Below are 19,474 nucleotides of genomic sequence, written 5' to 3'. Positions count from 1 at the left end.
CGATAGCCCGCGCGCTGCTTTGCTGCGCCCTACTTCCCGAAGTCCAGCCGCCCCTGCCGTGGCGGCACCGGTATTCGGACCTCGGGCTCTGCCGGTGGGGAACGGCTCGGCCCTGGCGACGACGGGTCTCTCCCACCCAGCGAATCGGATGACCTCCTCGCCGCCGCTCTCACGCCCTCCAGCACCTTCCGCGCTGTCTCCGGATCTGTGATCACGGAGATCATGTGCCTGCGCCCGCGGCAGCGCGGGCGCTTGAGAACATCTTCCGAAAACACCCGCTTCAGAAGATCTGCCCAGCGGATGTATCTCTGGTCCTTCGACCGCTCCTCCGCACTCTTCGAGCCGTCTTCATCGGCGACGTCCACATCCTTCGGCTCCTTCCGAACCACGGGACGCGGCACCACCAGATCACGCAATGATGAGGCCGGGGCCAGCACTCCCTGATACGTCAGCTGATGCTCGCGCGGATGCGGCGCGAGCGCCGCCAGTCGAGCCATGAACTGGTACGGCGTCATGACGAATCCCTTGGTCCCATTACGCCAGGCCTTGCGCAGCAGCCACGAGACCATCCCATCGGGACGGACCTCGAAGCGCTCGAGGCTGATGGCGGGCCTCGTTACATACCGGCAGAGCTTCTCCAGCTGCGCCCGCTGGCCCTTGCGGATCAGCGTCACCGCGTGCAACGAGAACCCACCTGCGTTCACCACCAACGGAGGCGGCACGTACTGACTCCCCCAACCCGACGACTGGAACGCCCTGGCAAGATCAGGGTCGATGAGGCGCTTCAGCGGGCGGCCTGCGGCCTCTCCCAACGGAATCAGCGACTTCACCGATGCCGCTTTTAGGCCTGGGAAGAAGGAACCCTGACGCGCATCCCCGAAGTCGAGCAGCGGTGACTCATCTGCGCCCCCGTCCGCGTACTCCCAAGGGGGGTCGTCCCCTTTGCGCAGGGGCAGACCGAGTGCGATTGCGTCGAGGGAATGGCTCTGGTACCTGGGACCCGGCGGGGCCAGAGGCTTCAGCCGAGGTGAGCCGAGGAGCCATGGTGGCACCTTGCCGCCTTGCAGCGAATGGGGCCACGTCGGATCTCGAGCCAAACGTCACAGGGGTCCGAGCGCGCGCCCGTGGACTTCGGGCGCTTTCCCAGGCCGTCAGGACCGGTGGTACGCTCCTTGCTCCACGCAGGGCTCCACCCTCCGCCGCTCAACACCATGCTCGCTCGCCTCATTTCCGCCGTTGCCGCCGCCGCTGCGGCATCCCTGTCCCAGGCCCAGGTCCCTTGCACGGGCTGGAGCCTCGACAACGAACTCCAGCCATTCGGCGCTCAGCTCACCGTCGGCCACAACGGACCGCTCGTTGCCGTCTACTCTGCGCTCAGTGCACCGATCTCGCTCGGTGCCGTGTCGATTCATCGCACACTGGAGGATGGAACCGGTGTGACGCTGGAAGGCCACTTCGCGCAGTCAGGGCTCGGATCCAGCGCGGCGGCATTCACGTTCGGCTGTGCGATCTCGAACGATGCCGCCGTGCTGCTGGCGCGCAAAAATCCCTGGTCCGTGAACGTCGAGCTGATCGAAATTCGACGCTCCGGTTCGGTCTGGTCCGCGCGGTCCTTCCAGGCGAGCGGCTTTTCCAGCGTACAGAAGTCGCGTCACTTCCACTCCGACGGGAACACGGCAGCGGTGGCGCTTCAGGGCACGACCCCCATGGGGAGCCGGATCCTCGTTGACATCGTGACCGTCGACCGTGCAACGGGCGAGTGGTACGTCGAGGACACCGTGGATGCGGGCCCAGCCGGGGCGTTGGGCGGCTACGCCATCGGAGACGTCACGGTGAGAGGGAATCGAATCACCCTTCGTCAGTTCAATTCGAGGCGTGCCACGGCGTGGGAGCGCGTCACGACTGGCCAATGGGAGGAGGTCGCGCTTCCGTCGGACGTCGTGGGCCCATCGGGTGATCTTTGGAAGATCGCCATGGAGGGCGAAGTGCTCGCGTCGCTCCACGGTCCGGCGATGACCCCACGTGTCGATGTTCGCGAGCGTGACGTCCAAGGCGGCTGGACGCTGATGAGTTCGTCTACGCTCAGCCTACCGATCACCAGTGGGCCGCTCCACTTCGCGCTGGCTGGAGAGCGGATCGCCTTCCAGCCAGAAGCCACTCGCGTCGAGGTCCTCCGCCGCGCCACCCCGACTACCCTCGTCACGGAGTCCATCGTCGACGGGGTCATGATGGCACTTCAGAAGGACGTCCTCGTGGCCTATTTGCCCACTGGCGCGGGCTTCATGAACGTCGTCCCGCTCGATGATCTGGCGACCGGCTTGCTGCCCTGCCTTACCGCCGGTCGCAACGTCTGCACTGGCCAGCGTGGAGGCGCTCTCCGCTTCCTCCCCGGTAGCAGCCCGAACGCCGCCGAGGTGCTTCTGACGGATGCACCCGCGAACTCAATGGCGGTCTTGTTCGGGCAAGGCGGCTTCTCGGAACCTGCGACGCCGACCCTGGGCGGACTCTGTCTCACATCTTCTCTTCGTGTGACGGCTCCGCCCATCCGAACGGCTGGCGACGGTAGCGGCATCTGGAGCCTCGATCCCGGGAATCTCTCAACCGCGTTCGGCACCACGTCGTACATCGGCCGGACGATCGCCCTGCAGTCACTGGTCCGTACTCCGGCAGGCGCAGCGTCCACGGATGCGATCTGGGTACAGCTCTGAGGCAACTGTATGGGCGGCATCGGCGTCCTTTGGCTCCCTCCGAACGACTGGACGCGGCACGGCATCATCCCGCAGCCCGCCCGCCTGCGGCGGGTAGCAGCCAGGCAAAAAACCACCACTCACAGCGCCTTGGACCGCGAGTGGTGGTTTTTTGCCTGGCTGCTACCCGCCGCGAAGAACGGATAGGAACTCCAAGCGGGGTGTCGACACGCTTACCGTCGTATTCTGAGGCCCGATTCTCCGCAACCCCTATCCTCACCGTCCACGCGGGAGCGCCCGAGCGGCCAGCGGCCTCTTCGCTGAGCCGAACTCGCCCGATTTCCCCCTCTCCGAACGGCACCACCGGTTCGCTTCACCACGACCTGCAGCCAGCACCCTCCCCAAGAGTGCTGGCTGATCCCATATCGCCGAGCCCGATAGCCCGCGCGCCGCTCTTCCGCAGCGTCCTACTTCCCGAAGTCCAACCGCGCCTGCCGAGGCGGCATCGGTATTCGGACCTCGGGCTCTGCCGGTGGGGAACGGCTCGGCCCTGGCGATGACGGGTCTCCCCCACCCAGCGAATCGGATGATCTCCTCGCTGCCGCTCTCACCCCCTCCAGCACCTTCCGCGCTGTCTCCGGATCTGTGATCACGGAGATCATGTGCCTGCGGCCCCGGCAGCGCGGGCGCTTGAGAACATCTTCCGAAAACACCCGCTTCAGAAGATCTGCCCAGCGACGGATAGGAACTCCAAGCGGTGTGTCGACACGCCAGTCGCCGTAGCCTGGGGCCCGATTCACCGCTACCCCCATCCTCACCGGCCACTCGGGAGCGCCCGAGCGGCCATCGGCCTCTTCGGTGAGCGGAAATCGCCCGATTTCCCCCTCTCCGAACGGCACCACCGGTTCGCTTCACCACGACCTGCAGCCAGCACCCTCCCCAAGGCGCTGGCTGTTCTTATTTCACCGAGCCCGATAGCCCGCGCGCTGCTTTGCTGCGCCCTACTTCCCGAAGTCCAGCCGCCCCTGCCGAGGCGGCATCGGTATTCGGACCTCGGGCTCTGCCGGTGGGGAACGGCTCGGCCCTGGCGATGACGGGTCTCCCCCACCGGGCGAATCGGATGACCTCCTCGCTGCCGCTCTCACCCCCTCCAGCACCTTCCGCGCTGTCTCCGGATCTGTGATCACGGAGATCATGTGCCTGCGCCCGCGGCAGCGCGGGCGCTTGAGAACATCTTCCGAAAACACCCGCTTCAGAAGATCTGCCCAGCGGATGTACCTCTGGTCCTTCGACGGCTCCCCCGCACTCTTCGAGCCGTCTTCATCGGCGACGTCCACATCCTTCTGCTCCTTCCGAACCACGGGACGCGGCACCACCAGATCACGCAATGATGAGGCCGGGGCCAGCACTCCCTGATACGTCAGCTGATGCTCGCGCGGATGCGGCGCGAGCGCCGCCAGTCGAGCCATGAACTGGTACGGCGTCATGACGAAGCCTTTGGTCCCATCACGCCAGGCCTTGCGTAGCAGCCATGAGACCATCCCATCAGGACGCACCTCGAAGCGCTCGAGGCTGATGGCGGGCCTCGTCACATAGCGGCAGAGCTTCTCCAGTTGCGCCCGCTGACCCTTCCGGATCAGCGCACGCAACGAGAACCCGTCAGCATTCACCACCAGTGGAGGCGGAACGTACTGACTCCCCCAACCCGACGACTGGAACGCAAGGCCGAGATCAGGGTCGATGAGGCGCTTCAGCGGCTGCCCAGCACCAGGACCGAAAGGCACCAGTGACTTCACCGAAGCAGCCTTCAGGGCCGGAAAGTACGCATCATCACGCGCGACGCCAAAGTCGAGAAGCGGCTGCTCATCAGCGCCCGCGTCCGCGTACTCCCAAGGGGGGTCGTCGCCTTTGCGTAGGGGCAGACCGAGTGCGATCGGGTCGAGGGAGTAGCGCTTCAGCGCACGACGGATGCGCGCGATCGCGTCGCCGTGCACACGCTCGACCTCCGCCGACGTCAGAGGGTCCGCGGGCAGAAAGACGGGAGACTCGAAAGCGCTGCGCGTGACGTACACACCGTCCAGGTAGAGGGAGTGGAAGTGAACATATAATCCCAACGAAGATTCAAAACGCTGCGTCGAATTCACGGCGCCAACGTCGAGCCGGACCGGGGATTCAGGAATGGAAGGTGCGGCTTCCTCTGGGTCAACCTCTGCGTCGCCTTGCACTTGTTGCTGCTGACGATCCAGGGTCACTTGTCCGCGGCGTTTGTAGGAGGCAGAGACCGCGCGAATGTGTGCCCGCGTGACCTCTCGGCAGAGCTCCGCGTTCATCGCCATCGCCAGGCGTAGCGGCCTGGGGACCGTGAGTACCCACTGGCGCACATCGACATCGGGGAAGACCCTGTCGACGAGGTGCGCGGCCGTCTGCGCCATCTGGCGCCCGCCGCAGGAGGAACAGAACGTTCGACCCTTACAGGAAAACGGCACCACCGTGTCCGTTGCGCAGGAGGGGCAACGAAGGCGGCTGAAGCCGAACGCTGGATCGCCGCATTCGAGTAGAGCCTCGAATTCCTGGATGACGTACTTCGGCAGGGAACGACCGCCGTGCGCGTCCTCGAACTCCGCGAGGAAACCGGGAAGGTGGGCCCGGACGAAATTCTGGAGCGGCGAGCGGCCCCCCGTGCCCCTGAAGATGTCCGGTGGATCGTCCATTCCAGAGGAACGGACCGGTCGAGCTCGAAGCGGGTTGCGCGCAAGGCGCCATGGCCACGCTACGCCTCCGAGACGTTGCTCGAGCCGCTGGAATCGCTCCGGATAGATCCGACCCGGGATCTAGTGAATCGGCTTTGTGGCGGAAAGCAGCCTGGCAAGAAACCATCGCTTCCAAGTGGTGGTTTCTTGCCAGGCTGCTTTCCGCCACAAAGCCGATTCACCCGCCGGACTTCCACGCCCGGCGGTCGTCCTCCCGCTTATCCCCGTAGGAGGGATCCGGGCTGGCCACTCCAATCCATCTGCAGTCCGCGTTGCGTGAGCAGCGGCCAAGGACTGCATGGGATCAGGCGTGTCCCGGACGTCCCGGATCCAGCGACGCCGAGAGCCGAGAGCTCCGGCCTTCCATGGTTGCACATCCTTGCAACTTTGCGGATCCGTACTCTTCGCGCACTGGCTGGAGATCGCCCAGCGGTCCGTCGTTCCCCGTTGAAGTACGCCTCGCCCATGAAGAATGCCCCCGACTCGTCCGAAGCAGCCTGCCGACGCCACGCCATCGCCGACCGACTCGGTGTCTTCGCCGCATCCGCCTGCGCCGTGCACTGTCTTGCGGCGCCTGTAGTGCTCGCACTCGCGCCGCTGGCCGGGAGCATCTGGGCGTCGCGAGGAACGCACTGGGTCTTCGCCGCGGTGTCGATCCCGGCCGCATTGACCCTCCTACGCCGCAGGCTCCACGGTCGGAATCGCCGCGGCACGATGACGCTCGCCTTGGCGGGCTCCGCGTTGATCTTGCTCGGTCTCGCTGCGCCCGGGGCGAAGTGGTCCCAGGGTCGAGGTGTCGAGATGCCGATCCCCTCGGTCTGGGCCTCGCAGTTGGAGACCCCATCCTCCCACGACTGCCAGCACGAGTGCTGCGCGTCGGTTCACTCGGAGGGCAGTGATCCAGCGACCTTGTTCATTCCACTGGCGAGCCTTGTGACCATGCTGGGAGGTGGGCTCCTGGTAGCCGCCCATGCCATGGCGCTGCTGGCGGGCAGGCGTTGCTGAGCCTCGGGTCCCTGGAACGCTGACTTCAGGCTGCGGGAGCCGCAACGGGAGTCCGAGGGGCGACTCGGCCGGGTACTGCCGGACAAACTCGATTCGCGTGAGGGGCGGCCGCGGTTCGTCACGCTGAAAGGGTGACGGGCGCCCGAGTGCCCGCTGTCGTTCTCTTACCGCAGCCCTCCATGTCGTACTTCAACCCTCGATTCCCCTCGCGGCCGTGTTCCTCGCGTCCGCGACGGCTCGCCTCAGCACGATTCACCTTACTCTTCCTGGTCATGGGTTCCCTCGGGTCCTCCGGGGCACTCGCTCAGTCCGGGCCACTAGCGCCCTTCGCCGGACCCCTGTTCGAGGGCTTCGAGACCCAGCACACGCAGGCGGGCGGACAGCACCCGGCGAGCGGTGCCCCAGCGCTGATAGGTGGACTCTTCTCGGGGGCTGCCAGCTTGAGCGCCACGAGCACGCCCTTTCTGATTCAGCTTCACGGAGGGAGCCAGGCATCGTGTGGTTCCGTGCATCGAACGGGAGGATTTCAACTCGGGGCGTTTCTGTGCGAGTTCAGCATTCTCTTCGATGCGGACCAGGTGGCCTTTGGCGGCTACTTCGCGAGCGATACGATCGACCCTATGAACCTGGCGACCAGGAGCTGGCAGCTAGACTTCGTCGATGGAATCGGCAACCCGATCGGTGGAGCGACGCTCATCCTCAACGCGCCGTGCGGCGACTACCAGTGGGCTGGCTGGGCGCTTCCCCCTGGGACGCGCGGGATCGACTTCACGCCGAGCGTTGCGTTCAGAACGCTTCTCATGGATGACCTGGTGGCCTCGCCCGTGGCTCCGATCGGCGAGGTGAGCTGCATGGCGGCAGAGACCAGCGTCGAAGAGCGTGCCCAGTGCCGAGCGAGCGGTTCGGTGACTGTGGCGGCCAACACCCTCACCCTGCACGCGGAGCGCGTGCCGACTTCGACGTTCGGCTTCTTCCTGGCGAGCCGGACGTCCGGCTTCGTCGTCGGTCCTGCGGGGAGCGCTGGCAACCTCTGTCTCGGTGGGAGCATCGGGCGCTATGTCGGTCCCGGGCAGATCCAGAACTCAGGGTCCACGGGTTCGTTCTCGCTCCCGATCGACCTCCAGGCCATTCCCCAGCCGGCGGGCGCCGCGGCCGTCGTCGCCGGCGAGCGCTGGTACTTCCAGGCCTGGTTCAGGGACGTTACGACCGGAGGGACTCCGATGCCGACGTCCAACTTCACGGCAGCGCTCGCGGTCGACTTCGAGTGAGGGCCGGCCGGCCGGCTGGGTGGATGGGTGGATGGGTGGTCTGTACCAGCGCGAGAAAGGTAAAGTTCTGGTGCAACGCATGGGGATGGAAGGCGCTTCCTGAGGTGTACCTTCCAGCACGCCAAAGCTCTGACCCTTCAGAACCGATGACTACTTTCTTCATGCGATCCGTCTCCCCCCTCGCTCTGGCCGTGGGCCTCGCCAGCGCCTCTTTCGCGGACGTCAGGCTTTCAGCCTCAGGGACGGTTGACATCCTCTCCGGCACGCTGACAGGCGCTTACTCGTCGGTCGCTTTGGGTGACACGGGTGAGGTGTCGCTGCTGATTTCGGATATCGGCGTTCAGGGTAGCGCTCCCACCTCTCTCGTCTACGACATCCTGCCCGCCGGGTCGACCTTCACGGTCAACGGGACGAACCCGACCACCGTCGCTAGCGGTACGCTCGAGATCTTTCCCGGCAATGGAGCCGTCGGCGTCATCAACTGTGAGTGCACGCTTGCAACCGGCGAAGGATTCACGCTGGCGCTGATCGACAAGGGACTCTCCGGGCAAGGGGTCATCGACACGAACGTCCTGACGGACTTGCCGGGAACGATCTCCACGGCCGATCTCACGAACTGGGCGTACCAGGTGACGACCGGTGGGGGCGCGCTCTTCTCGATGCTGTCCCTTCCCGGAGTGTCGATCGCCGATGCGGACCTCCTGGGTACCACCTACTGCATTGGAAGTCCGAACTCGACGGGGCTTCCGGGGGTTCTCCAGGTGGACGGATCGGCGACTGCCGCGGACAACCAGGTCGAGCTGACGGCCATCGATCTTCCCATGGGGCAGTTCGGCTACTTCCTGAATTCACCCAACCAGGGCTTCGTTGCGACGCCCGGGGGATCCCAGGGGAATCTCTGCCTCGGCGCCTCGATCGGCCGCTACGCCCAGAACGTCGTGAACACAGGTACGCTCGGCGCGGCGACCCTGCAGCTCGACCTCGCGAACACCCCGACACCGGGCGGAGGCACCGCGATCCTCGCCGGCCAGACCTGGCACTTTCAGTTCTGGCACCGGGACTTCGGAGCTGTGCCGACGTCCAACTTCACGAGCGCAGTCCGCGTGGAGTTTGAGTAGCGCGACTCCGTGATCCGGTCCGGCGTGATCTGAAGCGACTGCGCTGGCTCAAACGGCTTTGCGGCGGAATGCAGCCTGGCAAGAAACCACCACTTGGATGGGATGGAACCGAGCCCCCCCCCCGGGGGGCTCGGTTCCATCCCATCCAAGTGGTGGTTTCTTGCCAGGCTGCATTCCGCCGCAAAGCCGTTTCTCACGTTACAGGATCAATCCAAGACCACCCGCACCGTCTCACCCGCCTTGAGAATCGCTTCGAAGGGGAGGTTCAAGAGCGGCTCGTCGTTCCGGCCCTCGACGTAGAGGCGCAGGTTCCGGGCGGACACCGGGACGAGGTGGAACGTCACGTCGAGGTAGGGGGACTCGTCGCTCGGCCTTGACTCGAAGTGCATGTGGCGGCCCGCGTTCACGGGTTCGCGGGGTCGGCCGTCGGGGCCGTCGGTGAGGAGGAACTGCCAGGCGCGGTTCAGCTTGTTGAAGTACTGCTCTCCCACGCTGCAAATCACGGTGCAGGCTTCGACTTCGAAGTCGAACTTGCTGAGGCCTGGTGGTACATCCACCGTACCGTCGACCTGGCATTCGACGTTCGGGTCCCCCGGCAGGGTCGGCTCGACCACGACGTGATAGCCGTCCGCGGCCGGAACGACGAGTCTTGCGGGCCGGCCGTCACGATGATCGAAGTGGTCGTAGAACCTGCGGTCGCCCTGGATGAAGGTGACGGCGAATCCGTTCTGAGGCTCGGCTCCGTTGACCTTCAGCGTCACTTCCACCTCGCCGTAGGGGGGGAGCTCCGGATCGAACTCGACCGCCGTCTCTTTACCTGGCTGGATCTCGATGATCCGATGGAACCGCTCCGTGCTGAGTCCGTCGGGGACGCGCGTCGCGGCGAGGAAATACGATCCGGGGAGCAGCCGCGAAGCGCCGAACTTCCCGAGGGCGTCCACCTTCAATGGCTCGCCCGGGAGGCCTTCCATGCCGAGGACGAGGGACGTGGCGAGCGCCGGATGGGGGAGCACCACGCGGCCGCTCAGGGAGCCCAGGGCGACACGCTCCAATTCACCCACCTCGACCTCTCCCTCCAGCCTGAAGACAAAGGGTCGGGACAGCGCCGCTTGGCCGTCGGGAAGTCGAACCAGAACGCGACCGAGCGCGCGCTCGGCGTGGGCATACGTATAGCGTCGGTCGCCATCGGTGTGGATGAGGTGTCGAGACCTCACGGCCAGAACGGGCCGGGGCGTCAACCACGCCGTGAGGGACGCGCCGTTCCGGACCGACTCGGGCGGAGCGACCCACTCGCGGACCATGCGCCCTTCCCCATCCCCATGGGCCTCCAGCCGTTCGAGAATCTGGACCTCGATCGTCGTGACGTCGGGCAGCGGGAGGGACTCCGCAACGGTGCCGGTGATCACCGCCCGTCCGCGCGACCTCAGCGCGATGACCTCGATGCTTCCGAGCTCAGCCGCGGCCCCGGGCGCGACGGTTCGATCTTGATGGCCGGGCGCACTCACGGTCAGCCAGTCGTGCTCCGTGGACGCCAAGACGTCGAGTCTGCCGTCAGCCTCGGACTCATCCCCGCTGGAACCGGGCGCGTGGGCCCAGCGCCACGCGCCCGCCGTGAGGTCGGCCAGCGGGCTATCCTCTCGCAGGTCCGTCTTGATCTTGGCTCCCTCGATCGGAGCTCCCGATCCCTGGCTCACCACCTGTAACCTGTGAAGCGAACCAGCCGGGTGCAGGACGAAGTGAGCCGTGGATCCATCTACACAGCGCTGCGCCTTGCTCTCGCGGAAGCCAGGTGCGGATGCGCTGAGATAGAGCTCTCCGTCTCCCGGGAACTCGATCACGAACGTGCCATCTTCAGCCACATCGCCGGAGAGGTCTCGGTGGGAAACGGTCGCGCCTGGCACGGGTGCGCCGCCTTGGTCTACTACCTCGCCGACGACGCGAATCAGCATCGCTCGCTCCATGATGATCGGGTCCAGTTGCAGGGTCTCGCCCTCTTTCAACGCCACTTCCGTCCCGAACTCCACGAAGCCCGCGGCCCGTGCTCGGAGGTAGTTGTCGCCGAGGTCCAGCCCCGCAGCGCGGAATCGACCGTTCGAGTCGGTCTCGGCGCTGAAGTACCAGGGGTTGCCGGTGATTTTCGCTCCGACGATGGGCTCACCGTGCTCGTCCACGACCTGGCCCGTCGCCACACCGGCTGCGGCCACAACGAGGTCGCCTACATCGACGCGCTCCAGCTCGAGCGGCGGGAACTGGCAGCTCGAGAAACGGCCGAAGGCGACGCTGACAAAGCCGTGGTGGTCTTTGGGCTGAACGACGAGGCTGACACGCCTGTGAGGCTCCGCGGGGCACGGGCATTCGAAGCTTCCATCGGGTCGGGTGACCGTGGCTCGATCCCAGCGCTGCTGGCAGCTGAGTTCGACCACGGCCCCTTCGACCGGATGCCCTTGCGAGTCCACGACCCTGCCGCTCGCGACGGCGAACTCGACCGACTCCTCGACCGCTTCCGAAGCGGCCAAAGCCGTCGAACTCTCCGCATGGGGCAGGGGCGCCTCGCGGCGCTGGGTGCTGCTCTCCTGCGGCATGTCGTGGAGCGAGACGGCGGCTGGGTCGGGCGAATCGCCTGGATTCTGCGCGACGAGTTCCGTCGGCTGCTCCTCTCTCGGCAGCTGTTCGTCGCTGCCCGTCAGCAGGTTCGGGATTAACATGAGCCCTGCGAGGAGCGCGGCGGCGACGGCGACGATGATGGCGGTCGATCCCTTGTGAGTCATCCAAAAGGCTCCCGTGCTGACGTAGGTTGAAGTGCCGCCCACTGCCGCGCTCCCTGCGGCCGCGGCTGCGGGGGACGCGGTCTCTGCCGCTGAAGACGCGAGCGCCGCCAGTGGAGCCATTCCGAGCAGCCCGGCGCCACCCTCCTCCCGCTCCAGCGAGTCCCGAAGAAGCTCCAGCCCGCGCCTGGTTCTCCAGCGTACCGTGTCTTCCCGCTCGCACTGTCGCGCCGCGAGCTCCTGCGTCGAAAGAGACTGCTGGAAGCGAAGCATGATCGTGGAACGATACGGCTCGTCGAGCGCGGCGAGGTGCCTCCATAGGAGCTGCTGGCGCTCCCCGAGCGCCAGCAGCTCCTCGGTCGAGGGCAGTGCTTCGCTCTTCGCGCCCGCTGCCTCGTGAAATCTGCGACGTCTGGCGCTTCGGAGCGCATGCAGGACGATGCCGCGTAGGGAGCGATTCAGCTGCCCTCGGCTAGGACGTGCCTCGGGCCCGCGCGCGTCGAGTCGCCGCTGTGCTGCCAGCCAGGCCTCCTGAACGGCGTCGTCCGCCAGCGCGGGGTCGCGAACCAGCCGGTGGGCCAGGCGAGAAAGCCACTCCATGTCGGAATGCAGCTCCTCGTGAGCCAAGGTGTAGCGGTCGGTATTCATCCACATGAATGATCCCGGCCCGCGTCCGGCCGCGAGAAACATCTTGGGAAAAGAGGGTCTTCGACGGAATCAGCCAATCGCGACAGGCATCTCAGAAGAACGCCCAGACCTCAAGGGAACTGACCGGGGGATCGCAGGCATCCGCCGAGCTGCAGCCGTGCCTGAAGGCGACGAAAGGTACGCCGCCGCTGATGGCGAGGCTGATGTAGTCGTCCTCGGCCTGCACGCCCTCGCCGGGGGAGAAGCCCAGGACGCCTACGGGGACCCAGTCGTTCAGGTCGGCGTCGTAGCGGCGAACGCAGGCTTTCTTGCCGTGCGCTCCCGCGCGGTAGGCCACGTAGGGGGTGTCGTTCTCGTCCAGCTCGAAGGCGCAGATCTCGCGGTAGCCAGCTTCGTCGCTCACCATCACGTGGTCCTCGACGCCGCAGGGTGGCCCGACCTGCTCGAACCTCTGGCCAGAGTCATCGAGGCGAAAGACGTGGACACCCATCGTTCCGATGCCGCGTGAGTCCTGGGCGTAGCTGAACGTCGCCAGGTATGGACGGTCTGCGCGGTCGAGCCTCAGGTTCATCCCTGCGCCCCAGACCTCCACGCCCAGTCCTACCGAGTCGACGAGGGCCCAGGTCTCGCTGGTCGCATCGAAGCGAGCCACTGCGGCGCGTGAGACCTCCTTGTCGTCCACTTCGAGGATCTGTTCCCACGCCGCCCAAACCTCGTCGGTCGAAGAGATCTCCAGACTCGTCGTCCACGCGCGCAGTCCATTCTCCGGGACGAGATCGCGGCTGAATCCCGCCGGCCCGAGGTATCTGGGCTCGCCCGTGATGGCGTCCACGCACTGGACCGTGACGTCGCCCGGGACCGGGGTCCCGCCGTCTGGGCCGTCCTGGTAGCTGATGAGCACATGCCCGTGGGAGTCGACCTCGACGTCGGGAATGTGCGATTGGCCAGGGCTGAGTGGAAGAGTTCCCAAGCGGGTCCAGAGATTCGCGCCGGGCAGGAACTGGCGAAGGTTGAGTCCGTTGCCACCATCGATGGGATTGAGGCCGTACTCGTAGCTGGCGCGGTAGAGGGTCTGGTTCGGACCCACCGCCAGGTGAGCCCACCAATCCTGGTGGTCGCTGCACTGCCCTGGGCCGCCGAGGTAGACCCACTCCAGGCCCGAGGGAGCCAGGACGGCGGCGCTGCCGCGACACTCGAGCCCGGCGTCTTGGAAAGTGAGGAAGGGGGTCGTCCCGAAGATCTCGATCTTCGGGGTCATCGTCCTGCCCGCGGTTTCAAGGGGGGGCCCGACCCTGTGCCACTGCCCGGCTGGATCCCACAGTTCGGGATCGATGGGCCGTGCGGACACCTGGCCGTGAACCGGTGCCGCTCCCGCCGCAAGGGCGATCGTGGAGCAGAGAATGACTGCGTAGGGGGACATGGCCGCGGGCCTCTCAGGAGAAGTGGAGCGAGCTGGGCGTGCCGACCACGGGAGCGCTCGCCAGTGCGGGTCGCGCTCCAGGGCATTGGAAGCACGCCCTACTCTACGGTCGTGGACCTTCTTTTTGTGCCCAACCTCGATCTCTGAACTGATCCTATCGACGGATGATGTCTCCGCTGCGCGAGGGGTGCAGGGCGCCGCGCCTCCCTCACGAAGGAAAGACGGGATCAAGTGCGAAGCGTTCCGGCGAGAGGATGGGCTGATCGTGCGCTCTTCGCCGCGAGCGAGTACGCCGTTCAAGGAATAGCTCAATCCGATGCGATCGTCATACGGTGACGTTTGTCTCCACTGACATCTCCACTGGTGACGGGTACGCGGCTCTCGCCGCGCCCAATTATCGAGGGGCTAATCGCGAAGATGCATTCGCACGGCATGCCCCCAACTCCTATCCCTTGACAACCCATGCAACCGATCTGCCTCCTACTGATCGCAACTCCCCTGGCGCAAACGGATAGGAACTCCAAGCGGTGTGTCGACACGCCAGTCGCCGTAGCCTGGGGCCCGATTCACCGCTACCCCCATCCTCACCGGCCACTCGGGAGCGCCCGAGCGGCCATCGGCCTCTTCGGTGAGCGGAAATCGCCCGATTTCCCCCTCTCCGAACGGCACCACCGGTTCGCTTCACCACGACCTGCAGCCAGCACCCTCCCCAAGGCGCTGGCTGTTCTTATTTCACCGAGCCCGATAGCCCGCGCGCTGCTTTGCTGCGCCCTACTTCCCGAAGTCCAGCCGCCCCTGCCGAGGCGGCATCGGTATTCGGACCTCGGGCTCTGCCGGTGGGGAACGGCTCGGCCCTGGCGATGACGGGTCTCCCCCACCGGGCGAATCGGATGACCTCCTCGCTGCCGCTCTCACCCCCTCCAGCACCTTCCGCGCTGTCTCCGGATCTGTGATCACGGAGATCATGTGCCGACGCCCGCGGCAGCGCGGCGCTTGAGAACATCTTCCGAAAACACCCGCTTCAGAAGATCTGCCCAGCGGATGGTCCTCTGGTCCTTCGACGGCTCCCCCGCACTCTTCGAGCCGTCTTCATCGGCGACGTCCACATCCTTCGGCTCCTTCCGAACCACGGGACGCGGCACCACTTGATCACGCAATGATGAGGCCGGGGCCAGCACTCCCTGATACGTCAGCTGATGCTCGCGCGGATGCGGCGCGAGCGCCGCCAGTCGAGCCATGAACTGGTACGGCGTCATGACGAAGCCTTTGGTCCCATCACGCCAGGCCTTGCGTAGCAGCCATGAGACCATCCCATCAGGACGCACCTCGAAGCGCTCGAGGCTGATGGCGGGCCTCGTCACATAGCGGCAGAGCTTCTCCAGTTGCGCCCGCTGACCCTTCCGGATCAGCGTCGCCGCATGCAACGAGAACCCGTCAGCATTCACCACCAGTGGAGGCGGCACGTACTGACTCCCCCAACCCGACGACTGGAACGCAAGGCCGAGATCAGGGTCGATGAGGCGCTTCAGCGGCTGCCCAGCACCCGGGCCGAAGGGCACCAGCGACTTCACCGAAGCAGCCTTCAGGGCCGGAAAGAACGCATCATCACGCGCGTCGCCAAAATCGAGGAGCGGCTGCTCATCAGCGCCCGCGTCCGCGTACTCCCAAGGGGGGTCGTCGCCTTTGCGTAGTGGCAGACCGAGTGCGATCGGGTCGAGGGAGTAGCGCTTCAGCACCCGACGGATGCGCTCGATCGCGTCGCCGTGCACACGCTCGACCTCCGCCGACGTCAGAGGGTCCGCGGGCAGAAAGACGGGAGACTCGAAAGCGCTGCGCGTGACGTACACACCGTCCAGGTAGAGGGAGTGGAAGTGAACATTTAATCCCAGATGCGGCTGAACGCGTCGAGGTCGTCGTTGATGATCGCCTCGCGGCTGATCGCGATGACCTTGCCGTACTTGAGCAGCTTGTAGGTGTCGCCCGTGTCGTCGATCGTCGCGCGGGAGTACTCCGCGCCCTCCTTGACCTCGTCGAGGTCGGAGGCCGGCCCGAGCTTCGTCACGCTGACGGGCTTGAAGTCCGCGACCGCGCGCATCCGAACCAGCGGCTCGAACGCCCGCGGGGCCTCGCGGTAGCTGTCCTGCAGGGTGCGGCCCGCGACATTCGCCAGGATGTGGGAGAAGTCGCTCGAGACGTGCATCCCGCCGATGCGCTGGCCAAGGATGAGCCCGGCGCGGACCATCTTGTTCCCCACTTCGGGCAGCTTCTCGCCGATGCGGCTGACGTAGCGCACGCCGAGATCGAGGAGCGAGTCGCCGCCGAACTGGCGGGCGTCGTCGCCCTCCTCGAGTTTGTACCTGCGCGGGTCGTGGCGGTTCAGAAGGGCCCGCGCCATGGCCCCCTTGACCTTGTCCCGCTCCTCGGTCTCGACGCCAACGGTGGAGTGGATCTCCTCACCGCGGTTCTCGTCGAACCACTCGTCGATGATGGCCTCGCGCGCCTCGAGGACGCTCTTGCCCTCCTTGATGAGCCGCTCCGCGACCGACTCCTTCAGGCCGGCGCGCTTGACGTGCATGCGGATCTCGGAAGCCCGGGCGCGCTCCTCACGGGCTCCGGCTGCCTTCGCCGCCGCCTCCTCCCGAGACGTAGAAGGCTCCGGCTGGTTCCGGGTCTCCCCCGCCTCAGGGGTCGTGCCGTCGTCGCCGTGGCTGCCTTCGGGCTCGGAGCCCTCGTCGGTCTTCCGCTTAGAGGTGGTCGCCTTGGGCGCCTTCACCTTGGTTCCAGTCGTGCCACTCATGATGGTTTCGGTGTTGGTCCGAACGACGCACTCCGCGCCCCTCGGTTGGTTTCGGGTGTGCGAGTCGTTGTCCGCCGGGATGGACACCAGGGAGAGCTCGTAGGGCTCCCAGTCGGTCGCCGTCCGCTGATCGATCTCGCCGTCGCGCTCGACCAGGAGGTGCTCGTAGGTCTGGTAGCCGAGGGAAACGCTGCAGAGCTCGCCGCGGGCCATGCGCTCGGTGAGCTCGAGAGCACGCTCGGTCTGGTGCATCTGTACGCGGCCAATCATCTTCCCGTCCTCGACGCGGACGGATCCGGCGACGATGGAGCCGATGACCTTCTCGACGGTCCAGGAGTCGTGGTCCTGCAGGAACGGAGCGCGGCCGGTGTTCAGGCGCTCGAGACGAACGTGTGCAGGGTCGAGGGAGAGGAGCTCGTCGTAGTAGCCCCCGAAGCGCCAGCTGTACCGGCGCACGGCCGCCCCGGTCGAGAAGACGATCTCGAACGTGCGGTCGACCTCGTTGTAGGAGGCCGGGACGACGCGCATCTCGATGGATGCGACGTCGACCCGATCTTTGACGATTGCTTCACTCATCTCTCAAACCGCCCGCCCCTCCGTGAGGCCCGCGGTCCGAGGTGAAGCAAAGACGATCCGCCAGGGCAGCACCACATGCCGGGACCCTGCTAGAGCCATGCCAGCGACCATATTCCTCCCTCCGCGGGGAGCGACAGGATTTGCATTCAGCCCGCTGCCCCCTTCATCAGGCTCAAAGAGAGACCCGAACATTTCACTAACTCAGGAATGGGATTGAGAATGGACCAAAGCCGTTGTACATAATTGTCAACAGGCCACATCCCGCCCCTGCCGATGAACCACCCATGAACCAGACCTTTGGACAACTTCTCCGAGAGAATCGCAAGAGCCTCGGGCTGACGCTCCGAGCCTTTGCGGAATCTTGCCAGCTAGACCCCGGCTACCTCTCCCGGCTTGAGAGGGGCGTCATCCCACCGCCCACACAGGCAGACCGCCTGGACCAGCTCGCTACCGCAGTGGGGCTTCCTCAGGGATCTGCAGAGAGAACGGCGTTTTGCGATGCAGCGGCAATCGGATCAGGGCGGTTGCCTCAGGACCTGGTATCGGACGAACAGCTCATGAGTAAGCTGCCGGTGCTCTTTCGCACAGCAAGAGGTGAGACGCCTTCGCGGGAAGAGCTTGAAGCTCTTGCAGAGTTCCTTCGCGACAAGTGATGAACTATCGACGCCGTACCTACGACGAGCTGCGAGTCGCGGCGACGAGCTTTCTTGCGCAACACCATCCGCATGGGGCGCCCCCGATCCCAATCGAGGAGATCGTCGAGTTGAAGCTGAACTTGGACATCGCGCCGATCCCAGGCTTGAAGGACGCGATGGGTAGTGAGGCCAACGGGTATCTCTCGATGGCCTGCGACACAATCTACGTGGACCAGTTCATCGCTGAGAATCGGGAGAATCGATTCCGCTTCACGCTGGCATACGAAGTGGCTCGTTGGCACCTCCAGATTGACCTGCTCAGATCCTGCGTCGCACGAAACCTTGACGAGTACCAAGAATGGCACGAGAAGCTTCCGGATCGAGTGCGCGAAGACTCGAAGTTTGAGGCGTATGACTTCGCGGGACTCGTTCTGGTCCCTACGAAGCACTTGGTTCGTTCCGCCGATCTCGCCTTTGAGCGTGCTGCACAAGGATTCAGGAACGCAAACAGGGACCCCGACGAGGCTCTCGCCACGATCTGGGGTCACGTTGCGAAGCACCTTGCCGACGATGTCTTCCAGGTCTCAGACCAGGTGGTCCTCAAGCGCCTGAGGAGGGAAAGGATACTGCCGGCCGGCGTTGACCTTTAGAGCTGCTTGACGGAAGCGGATTCGACTGGTTGACCATCGGGCATCCTCCACACCTTAGCTTGGGCCGGATCCGACTCGACTACGGATAGGAACTCCAAGCGGTGTGTCGACACGCCAGTCGCCGTAGCCTGGGGCCCGATTCACCGCTACCCCCATCCTCACCGGCCACTCGGGAGCGCCCGAGCGGCCATCGGCCTCTTCGGTGAGCGGAAATCGCCCGATTTCCCCCTCTCCGAACGGCACCACCGGTTCGCTTCACCACGACCTGCAGCCAGCACCCTCCCCAAGGCGCTGGCTGTTCTTATTTCACCGAGCCCGATAGCCCGCGCGCTGCTTTGCTGCGCCCTACTTCCCGAAGTCCAGCCGCCCCTGCCGAGGCGGCATCGGTATTCGGACCTCGGGCTCTGCCGGTGGGGAACGGCTCGGCCCTGGCGATGACGGGTCTCCCCCACCGGGCGAATCGGATGACCTCCTCGCTGCCGCTCTCACCCCCTCCAGCACCTTCCGCGCTGTCTCCGGATCTGTGATCACGGAGATCATGTGCCGACGCCCGCGGCAGCGCGGGCGCTTGAGAACATCTTCCGAAAACACCCGCTTCAGAAGATCTGCCCAGCGGATGTACCTCTGGTCCTTCGACGGCTCCCCCGCACTCTTCGAGCCGTCTTCATCGGCGACGTCCACATCCTTCGGCTCCTTCCGAACCACGGGACGCGGCACCACTTGATCACGCAATGATGAGGCCGGGGCCAGCACTCCCTGATACGTCAGCTGATGCTCGCGCGGATGCGGCGCGAGCGCCGCCAGTCGAGCCATGAACTGGTACGGCGTCATGACGAAGCCTTTGGTCCCATCACGCCAGGCCTTGCGTAGCAGCCATGAGACCATCCCATCAGGACGCACCTCGAAGCGCTCGAGGCTGATGGCGGGCCTCGTCACATAGCGGCAGAGCTTCTCCAGTTGCGCCCGCTGACCCTTCCGGATCAGCGTCGCCGCATGCAACGAGAACCCGTCAGCATTCACCACCAGTGGAGGCGGCACGTACTGACTCCCCCAACCCGACGACTGGAACGCCCTGGCAAGATCAGGGTCGATGAGGCGCTTCAGCGGCTGCCCAGCACCAGGACCGAAAGGCACCAGTGACTTCACCGAAGCAGC

Annotated in this window: 15 protein-coding genes; 6 read left to right on the top strand and 9 right to left on the bottom strand. The window is 65.5% G+C overall.

Going from position 1 to position 19,474, the window contains the following annotated elements; all coding sequences use genetic code 11:
• Window positions 1-29: 29 nt before the first annotated feature.
• Entirely contained in the window at window positions 30-830 is an 801-nt protein-coding gene (locus tag Poly30_RS01270) for a transposase (RefSeq protein ID WP_419190812.1), read from the bottom strand.
• A 381-nt stretch (window positions 831-1,211) separates the two neighbouring features.
• Between Poly30_RS01270 and Poly30_RS01265 the strand changes: the two genes are divergently transcribed.
• Window positions 1,212-2,708, top strand: a complete 1,497-nt coding sequence (locus Poly30_RS01265) for a hypothetical protein (protein WP_145194211.1) — start codon at window positions 1,212-1,214, stop codon at window positions 2,706-2,708.
• A gap of 446 nt (window positions 2,709-3,154) precedes the next feature.
• Here Poly30_RS01265 and Poly30_RS01260 read toward each other — a convergent pair whose 3' ends face one another.
• Both Poly30_RS01260 and Poly30_RS01255 read right to left on the bottom strand, forming a co-directional pair.
• Entirely contained in the window at window positions 3,155-3,487 is a 333-nt protein-coding gene (locus Poly30_RS01260; RefSeq protein WP_145194210.1) for a hypothetical protein, read from the bottom strand.
• A 201-nt stretch (window positions 3,488-3,688) separates the two neighbouring features.
• Window positions 3,689-5,398: a transposase zinc-binding domain-containing protein gene (locus Poly30_RS01255; protein ID WP_145194209.1), complete on the bottom strand. Its 1,710-nt coding sequence runs from the start codon at window positions 5,396-5,398 to the stop codon at window positions 3,689-3,691.
• A 504-nt stretch (window positions 5,399-5,902) separates the two neighbouring features.
• Between Poly30_RS01255 and Poly30_RS01250 the strand changes: the two genes are divergently transcribed.
• From Poly30_RS01250 to Poly30_RS01240, 3 genes are all read left to right on the top strand, one after another.
• On the top strand, window positions 5,903-6,442 hold the full coding sequence (locus tag Poly30_RS01250) for a MerC domain-containing protein (RefSeq protein WP_145194208.1): 540 nt from the start codon (window positions 5,903-5,905) through the stop codon (window positions 6,440-6,442).
• A gap of 272 nt (window positions 6,443-6,714) precedes the next feature.
• Window positions 6,715-7,710 carry a hypothetical protein gene (locus tag Poly30_RS01245; protein WP_145194207.1) on the top strand — a complete coding sequence of 332 codons (996 nt, stop codon included), beginning with the start codon at window positions 6,715-6,717 and terminating at the stop codon, window positions 7,708-7,710.
• Between the two features lie 161 nt (window positions 7,711-7,871).
• Window positions 7,872-8,828 carry a hypothetical protein gene (locus tag Poly30_RS01240; protein WP_145194206.1) on the top strand — a complete coding sequence of 319 codons (957 nt, stop codon included), beginning with the start codon at window positions 7,872-7,874 and terminating at the stop codon, window positions 8,826-8,828.
• 206 nt (window positions 8,829-9,034) lie between these two features.
• Here Poly30_RS01240 and Poly30_RS01235 read toward each other — a convergent pair whose 3' ends face one another.
• The 5 genes from Poly30_RS01235 to Poly30_RS01215 form a co-directional block, all read right to left on the bottom strand.
• Window positions 9,035-12,241, bottom strand: coding sequence for a sigma-70 family RNA polymerase sigma factor (locus Poly30_RS01235; protein ID WP_419190811.1), 3,207 nt, complete (start codon window positions 12,239-12,241; stop codon window positions 9,035-9,037).
• A 91-nt stretch (window positions 12,242-12,332) separates the two neighbouring features.
• Window positions 12,333-13,661, bottom strand: a complete 1,329-nt coding sequence (locus Poly30_RS01230; protein ID WP_145194204.1) for a hypothetical protein — start codon at window positions 13,659-13,661, stop codon at window positions 12,333-12,335.
• 771 nt (window positions 13,662-14,432) lie between these two features.
• On the bottom strand, window positions 14,433-14,618 hold the full coding sequence (locus Poly30_RS01225; RefSeq protein WP_419190810.1) for a hypothetical protein: 186 nt from the start codon (window positions 14,616-14,618) through the stop codon (window positions 14,433-14,435).
• 5 nt (window positions 14,619-14,623) lie between these two features.
• Complete coding sequence (locus Poly30_RS01220; RefSeq protein WP_419190809.1) at window positions 14,624-15,508, bottom strand: transposase; 885 nt, start codon at window positions 15,506-15,508, stop codon at window positions 14,624-14,626.
• Window positions 15,509-15,540: 32 nt separating this feature from the next.
• Entirely contained in the window at window positions 15,541-17,034 is a 1,494-nt protein-coding gene (locus tag Poly30_RS01215; protein ID WP_145194201.1) for a phage major capsid protein, read from the bottom strand.
• Window positions 17,035-17,318: 284 nt separating this feature from the next.
• Here Poly30_RS01215 and Poly30_RS01210 point away from each other — a divergent pair, with 284 nt between their 5' ends.
• Window positions 17,319-17,687, top strand: coding sequence for a helix-turn-helix domain-containing protein (locus Poly30_RS01210; RefSeq protein WP_145194200.1), 369 nt, complete (start codon window positions 17,319-17,321; stop codon window positions 17,685-17,687).
• Complete coding sequence (locus Poly30_RS01205) at window positions 17,687-18,319, top strand: hypothetical protein (protein WP_145194199.1); 633 nt, start codon at window positions 17,687-17,689, stop codon at window positions 18,317-18,319. The genes Poly30_RS01210 and Poly30_RS01205 overlap by 1 nt, the downstream gene beginning before the upstream one ends.
• A gap of 345 nt (window positions 18,320-18,664) precedes the next feature.
• Here Poly30_RS01205 and Poly30_RS01200 read toward each other — a convergent pair whose 3' ends face one another.
• Window positions 18,665-19,465, bottom strand: a complete 801-nt coding sequence (locus tag Poly30_RS01200) for a transposase (protein ID WP_419190808.1) — start codon at window positions 19,463-19,465, stop codon at window positions 18,665-18,667.
• Between the last annotated feature and the right edge of the window lie 9 nt (window positions 19,466-19,474).

It is taken from the genome of Saltatorellus ferox, assembly GCA_007751475.1.
Taxonomy (GTDB): domain Bacteria; phylum Planctomycetota; class UBA1135; order UBA1135.
Note: the sequence above shows the minus strand (reverse complement) of the source record. Positions and strands in the feature narration are given on the sequence as shown.